General features: G+C 73.6%; 1 protein-coding gene. It reads left to right on the top strand.

Going from position 1 to position 384, the window contains the following annotated elements; all coding sequences use genetic code 11:
• Window positions 1-17 precede the first annotated feature (17 nt).
• On the top strand, window positions 18-384 hold a 367-nt coding region (locus AC1DUE_RS20655; protein WP_477041268.1), incomplete at its 3' end, for a VanZ family protein.

Raw genomic sequence — 384 nt, 5'->3', positions numbered from 1 at the left:
CAGTGCCGTTCCTATGGATGACCATGATGCCGGGCGCCGGGGCCGGCACTGCCCCCGGCCGGGTGAGCCTGGTACCGCTGCGGGACCTGCTCACGATGGGGCCGGTCGGGATCGTCGGCAACCTGCTGATCTTCGCGGCGCTGGGGTTCCTCGCCCCGATGCGGTTCGCGGCGCCGGCGTCCGTGCCGCGGATCCTGGCGCTCGGGGCGGGCTGTTCGGTCCTGGTCGAAACCGCACAGTACGTCCTGCGRCTGGACCGGGTGTCCTCCGTGGACGACGTMCTGGTCAACGCCACCGGCGCCGYSCTGGCCGCGCTGGYGTCCCGCCGCTGGTGGTGCACTACGGCGGAAGCGCCGTCGGACCAGCGTCGCCCCGCGCTGGCAC

It is taken from the genome of Cellulomonas sp. P4_A2 (assembly GCF_056402515.1).
Note: the sequence above shows the minus strand (reverse complement) of the source record. Positions and strands in the feature narration are given on the sequence as shown.